The organism is Mycobacterium sp. 1165196.3 (assembly GCF_001673415.1).
Classification (GTDB): domain Bacteria; phylum Actinomycetota; class Actinomycetes; order Mycobacteriales; family Mycobacteriaceae; genus Mycobacterium; species Mycobacterium europaeum_A.
The window spans coordinates 1-6395 of record NZ_LZLU01000155.1; the positions used below are offsets into that span (position 1 = coordinate 1).

At 66.5% G+C, this 6395-nt stretch carries 4 protein-coding genes; all 4 read left to right on the forward strand.

The window, feature by feature from the left end; all coding sequences use genetic code 11:
* Nucleotides 1-2723 (forward strand): carboxylic acid reductase (gene car, locus A5659_RS16860; RefSeq protein WP_067182753.1); only part of this gene is annotated, 2723 nt, incomplete at its 5' end.
* Nucleotides 2724-2746: 23 nt separating this feature from the next.
* On the forward strand, nucleotides 2747-3919 hold the full coding sequence (locus A5659_RS16865) for an amidohydrolase family protein (protein ID WP_067182764.1): 1173 nt from the start codon (nucleotides 2747-2749) through the stop codon (nucleotides 3917-3919).
* On the forward strand, nucleotides 3916-5151 hold the full coding sequence (locus A5659_RS16870) for a Xaa-Pro peptidase family protein (protein WP_067182757.1): 1236 nt from the start codon (nucleotides 3916-3918) through the stop codon (nucleotides 5149-5151). The genes A5659_RS16865 and A5659_RS16870 overlap by 4 nt, the downstream gene beginning before the upstream one ends.
* Nucleotides 5141-6259 (forward strand): Xaa-Pro peptidase family protein, encoded by a 1119-nt coding sequence (locus tag A5659_RS16875; protein ID WP_067182760.1) that lies wholly within the window; start codon nucleotides 5141-5143, stop codon nucleotides 6257-6259. The genes A5659_RS16870 and A5659_RS16875 overlap by 11 nt, the downstream gene beginning before the upstream one ends.
* Nucleotides 6260-6395 lie beyond the last annotated feature (136 nt).

Sequence of the window (6395 nt, forward strand, 5' to 3'; positions counted from 1 at the left end):
CGTCGGGCAGCACCGGCACGCCCAAGGGCGCGATGTTCACCGAAAGCCTTTGTATAGGGACCTGGTTGGCGCAATCCGACCAGCCCGTCATCACGCTGAGCTACATGCCGATGAGTCACTTGATCGGTTACGGATATGTAATCCTGACCCTCGCCAACGGGGGCACCAGCTATTTCGCCGCCAAGAGCGACCTCTCGACCCTGTTCGAGGACCTGGCAATGGTGCGGCCCACCTCCATGAGCCTGGTGCCACGGGTCTGTGAGATGTTCTTTCACCACTACCAGCGCGAGCTGGACCGCCACGTCATGTCCGGTGCCGACCCCGATACCGCCGGGGCGCAGATCACCACGGCGATCCGCGAGGAGATCCTGGGTGGTCGCGTGCTGGCGGTGGGTTGCGGCTCGGCCGCGTTGTCCCCGGAGATCAAGGAGTTCATGGAGGAGGTGCTCGATCAGCACCTGCTGATCGGCTATTCGTCCACCGAGATCGCCGGCGGGATGATCGTGGCCGACGAGCACGTGCTGCGGCCCCCGGTCATCGACTACAAACTGCTCGACGTACCCGAACTCGGCTATTTCACCACCGACAAGCCTTATCCGCGAGGCGAATTGGCGGTAAAGTCGGCTCGCTTCATGGCCGGCTACTACAACCGGCCCGACCTGACCGCCACGATGTTCGACGAGGACGGTTACTACAAGACCGGTGACATCATGGCCGAGGTCGGCCCGGACCAGTTGCGCTACGTCGACCGCCGCAACAACGTGATCAAGCTCGCCCAGGGTGAATTCGTGGCGGTCTCCCGCCTGGAGGCGCTGTATTCGACCAGCGCCCTGATCCATCAGATCTACATCTACGGCAACAGCGCCCGCTCCTTCCTGCTGGCCGTGATCGTGCCGGCCGAAGGCGGCACCGACGCGTCGGCGATCGCCCGGTCGCTGCGGCAGATCGCACGCGACAACCACCTCAACGGCTACGAGATCCCCCGCGAATTCCTGATCGAAACCGAACCGTTCAGTCTGGCCAACGGCTTGCTGTCCGGCGTCGGAAAGTTCCTACGACCCAAGCTCAGAGAGCGCTACGGTGAGCGGCTCGAACAGCTCTACGCCGACATGGCCGACGACCAGCTCGGGCAGCTTCGCGCCCTGCGCACCGGCGGCGCCGATCAGCCGGTGCTGGCCACCGTCACCAAGGCGGTGCAGGCCACCCTCGGCGTGCCCGCGGCCGATGTGTCCCCGGAGGCGCGATTCATTGACCTGGGCGGTGATTCCCTTTCGGCGCTGACCTTTTCGACCCTGCTTACCGACATCTACGGCGTCGACGTTCCGGTCGGCGTGGTGATCGACCCGACCGGTGACCTGCTCACCATCGCCGACCACATCGACCGGCATCGGGACTCCGACGTACTGAGCTTCGCGTCGGTCCACGGCACCGACGGCGTCGAGGTCCACGCCGAAGACCTGACCTTGAACAAGTTCCTCGACGACGACATTTTGAAGTCCGCGACGCTGCTCCCACCGCCGACAGCCGAGGTGCGCACCGTTCTCCTCACCGGCGCAACCGGTTTCCTCGGCCGTTTCCTCGCCATGGAATGGCTCGAGGGGGTTGCGGGCCAGGACGGCAACCTGATCTGCCTCACCCGGGGTGCCGATGCCGTGCAGGCCCGTCAGCGAATCGAGGCGGCGCTGGGCTCGGATCCCACGCTGCTGGAACGCTTCCGGTCCCTCGCCGCCGATCATCTCGAAGTCGTCCCGGGTGACATCGGCAAGCCACGGTTCGGGCTGGATGAGGCGAGGTGGCGGCGCCTGGCCGACACCGTCGACCTCGTCGTGCACCCGGCGGCGCACGTCAACCACGTGCTGCCCTATCGCCAACTTTTCACGCCCAATGTCGTGGGCACCGCCGAAATCATCCGGCTGGCAATCACGGCCAGGCTCAAGCCGATTCACTACGTCTCCACCCTGGGGGTCAGCGCCGTCACCCATCAACTCGTCGACGAGGACACCGACATCCGCCGCTCGGTGCCCAGCTGCACAATCGGCGACGACTACGCCAACGGTTACGGGATCAGCAAATGGGCCGGCGAGGTCCTGATGCGCGAGGCACACGACGTGTGCGGGTTACCGATTGCGGTGTTCCGGCCCGGCATGATCCTGGCCGACAGCCGGCACGCGGGACAGATCAACGTGCCTGACATCTTCACCCGGCTGCTGTTCAGCCTGGTCGCCACCGGCGTCGCTCCGCGCTCGTTCTACCGGGGCGCTAACGATCCGGACGGCGCCCGCCCACACTACGAGGGTCTGCCGGTGGACTTCCTGGCGGACGCGATCGCCTCGATCGGGCCACGGCACGGCATCAGCTTCGACACCTACAACACGACAAATCCGCACGACGACGGAATCTCGCTGGACACCTTCGTCGACTGGATCGTCGCGGCGGGCTATCCGGTCGAGAAGATCGACGACTATCCGGCCTGGCTGGCGCGGTTCGAGACCGCAATGCGCGCGCTACCCGAACGCCAGCGCGCACAGTCCGTCCTCGGCGTGCTGGACGTCTACCGTGAACCCATGACCGCGATAGCCGGGTCGCCGGTGCCCGGGGCGCGATTCCGGGCGGCCGTCGAACATTCGGGTCGCACCATCCCGCATGTCTCGCAGCAGTTGATCGAGAAGTACCTCGAAGACCTGGAACGGATCGGTGTGCTCTCCCCCCGGTTCAAAACGTAGGTGATCGCAACGAAGGGACGATGATGTCCAGCCCAGCCCAAACGCTTTACCCCGAAGGCGTGATCGGCGCGCCCAAGGATCGCCGCGGTCACGCCGCGGAGTTCAGCACCGGCCTGCCACCCGGCACCGAGGTGTTCTCCGCCGACAATCACATCTCGGTGGCCGATGACATCTTCTACCAAGGCTTTCCCGACGAGCTCAAGGAGCAGGCCCCGCGGATCTGGTATGAGGACGGCGCGTATCTGCTCGGGTCGCCCGGGCAATCCATGGTGGTCGGCGATTTCAGCGCGGTGCTCATGCAATACGACGATCTGGCCGGGGCGGCCACGAACAACGTCGAAGCCCGGGTTCGCGAGCTCGCCGAGGACGGCGTCGACAGGGAACTGGCCTTCCCCAACGCGGTGCTCGCGCTGTTCCACCACCCTGACCACCAGATCCGCGAGCGGATCTTTCGCGTCTACAACGAGCACATCGCCGGCGTTCAGGAACGCTCCCGCGGGCGGTGCTACGGCGTCGGACTGATCAACTGGTGGGATCCGGCCGGCGCGCGCCGCACCTTGGCCGAGTTGAAGTCGTTGGGGCTCACCACGTTTCTGATGCCGATCAGCCCCGGCAACGATGCCAACGGCCAGCCCATCGACTATTCGAGCGCGGCGATGAGTGCGGTCTGGGATGAGATCGAGGAGGCCGGGCTGCCCGTCACGCACCACATCGGCGAGAGCCAGCCCAAGTTTCCCAGCGAGGTCAACAGCGTCGCGGTGGCCATGATGGTCAACATCGACTCATTCCGGGAGATGTTCTCCAAGTATATCTTCGGCGGCATCCTGGACCGGCATCCGCAGCTGCAGATCGGCTGGTTCGAGGGCGGCATCGCGTGGGTGCCGACGGCCCTGCAGGACGCCGAGCACGTGCTGGCCTCCTACCGGCACATGCTGGCGCACCAACCCGAGCGGGAGGTCCGCCATTACTGGGATGAGCACATGTGCGCCTCGTTCATGGTCGATCCGCTGGGACTGCGGCAGATCGAGGAGATCGGGATCGACAAGGTGATGTGGTCATCCGATTATCCGCACAACGAAAGCACTTTCGGCTATTCGGAGCGGTCCCTGGCCGCCGTGGTCGACGCCGTCGGTGCGCATGACGCCGTTCGGGTGGTCGGCGGCAACATCAGGAATTTTCTGGGGATCTCGGCATGACGAACTCGGTGGCCGCCCGCACCTCGGCGCTCGATATACCCGACGAACCCGACTGGGCCCGCATGCGCATCGAGACCGGAGCGCGGCTGCGGTCCGCCATGTCCGAGCACGGCGTCGACGCGCTGATCCTGCTGATGAACGGCTACGTCGGATACGCGACCGGGGTGAGTTGGCCGCTGTTGGACGCCGGCCTGTCCCACGTCGAGCGTCCGGTCGCCGTCGTGCTCGCCGACGACGTGCATCCACACCTGTTCATGCCGTTGCGCAGCGGGGCGTCCGCGGAGTACCCCGTGCCAGACGACCACCTGCACGGCCCCGCCTACCTCGAGTTCGACTCCGGCGTCGAGGATTTCGCTCGGAAACTGTCCGATCTCATTCCGCCGGGCGCCAGCGTGGCCGTCGACGAACTCACCGGCGCCATGCGCCGCTCGACGTCCACGCTGTTCCCGGGTGGCCCGCCGACCGACGCGGCGATCGTGCTCGGGGCGGCGCAACTGGTCAAGACCCGCGACGAGCTGTCCTGTCTTCGCAGGGCCGCCCGCATCACCGAACAGGCGATCGTCGACGTGCAGGAGGCGCTGCAGCCGGGCGTACGACAGATCGATCTCTCGGCCACCTTCGTGCGGCGGGCGTTCGAACTCGGTGCCACCACCAACATGCTCGAGGCCATCTGGCAGGTGATGCCGAGTTCGCGGGAAGCCGGCGTGTGGACGACGCACGGCGATCTGGCGCTGCCCCTGCTGCCCACCGACCGGGAGCTGTCCGCCGGCGACGTGCTGTGGACCGACATCAGCATCACCTACCACGGATACTGTTCGGACTTCGGCCGCACCTGGATCGTCGGCGAACGGCCCACGCCGCGGCAGCAAGATCAGTTCCGGCAGTGGCGCACGGTGCTGGACGCCGTGCTCGCCGTGACCAAAGCCGGTGTGACTTCGGGGGATTTGGCGCGCGCCGCGATCGCGGCCAACGGTGGGCGCAAACCGTGGCTGCCGCATTTCTATCTGGGTCACGGTATCGGCACCTACCCCGCGGAGGCGCCGATGATCGGAACGGATCTCGGCGAGGAGTTCGACGACAACTTCGTCTTTCCGCCCGGCATGGTGCTGGTTCTGGAGCCGGTGATGTGGGAGGACGGCACCGGAGGCTACCGCAGTGAGGAGATCGTGGTGATCACCGAAGACGGCTACGCGCCGATCACCGACTACCCCTACACCCCGTATGGCGACTGAAGTCCTGCCCGACGCGCGCGAATTGCGTTCGGGCCGAAGGGAACGGGCGCTGGCTCAGATGGCGGAGCACGACCTCGACATCCTGGTACTGGGCCGGCAGGCCAATATCCGCTACGTCACCGGCGCCCCGCAGCTATGGATTGCCGGCACCCGCCCGTTCGGCCCGATGTGTGTGCTGGTGCGCGACACCGGAGACATCTATCTCAACAGCACCGACGACGAGGGTGTGCCGGAGGAGATCGGCCACGACCACCTCTACGGGCTGGCCTGGAACCCACTGACCCTCATCGACGTCCTGAAGAAGATCGAGGGCGCCGACGCGGCACGGCGGGTCGGAACCGATGCGATCACACCGACTTTCGCGGCGTTGCTGCCCGAGGCGTTCCCCAATGCCGAGCTGGTCGACGCGGAGCCCGCCATGCGGGCGGCGCGACGCATCAAGACGCCGGACGAAATCGCGGCGATGGGCCAGGCCGTCCGGGTCGCCGAACACGGACTGGCAACCGCGCTCAGCGAATTGGCGCCGGGCGTGTCGGAGCGGACGCCGGCTGGGGTGATGATGGAGGCGATGGCCGCGGGCGGGGTGAGCACGCCGGCGACCCAGGACGCCGCGTGGGTGACGTCGCGCGAACAACCGTGGCGTCGCGCCGCCGCGTCCGAGGTCCGGCCGGGTGACCTCGTCGCGTTCGCCGCGGGCGCACTGGCGAACGGCTATGTCGCCGAGGTGGGGCGGACCCGGCCGGCCGGCGATACCGTGACCGACGAGGTCCGCGCGCTCTTCGAGCGCTCGTATGTGTTGTACGACAAGATGGTTGCCGCATGTCGCCCCGGCGCGTCCACCCGCGACCTGCTCGCCGCCTACGCGACGGCCGGTGAGCCGGTGCCGCCGATGCCGGTCGCGCACGGGCTGGGGTTGGGGTTCGATCCGCCCGTGGTGTCCGAAACGCTGCTGGCCGCGGGCGAACACGACGTGCTCGAGGCGGGGATGGTGTTGGCGATCACCGGATATGTGTGGCGGGAGGGCCTCGGCGCGGTGTACCGCCGGGACACCGTGCACATCACCGTTAATGGTGTCGATGTGCTGACCACCAGCCCGACGTGGGGATAGCGAAATAACTTGTGCCACTTTGGTTTCAGTAGTCTCTGGGCGCCGATTTTTGTCGGTGGTCCTCGCTAGTTTGGCGGTGTGAGTGAGGAGCAGGATGTCGAGGCGGCGTTCGACGCGCTCGATGCCGCCTGGGATC

Bases quoted from the DNA above. Each gene is read 5' to 3' on its own strand.
- A5659_RS16865 (WP_067182764.1), top strand. From the start codon at position 2,747: ATGTCCAGCCCAGCCCAAACGCTTTACCCCGAAGGCGTGATCGGCGCG.
- A5659_RS16870 (WP_067182757.1), top strand. From the start codon at position 3,916: ATGACGAACTCGGTGGCCGCCCGCACCTCGGCGCTCGATATACCCGAC.
- A5659_RS16875 (WP_067182760.1), top strand. From the start codon at position 5,141: ATGGCGACTGAAGTCCTGCCCGACGCGCGCGAATTGCGTTCGGGCCGA.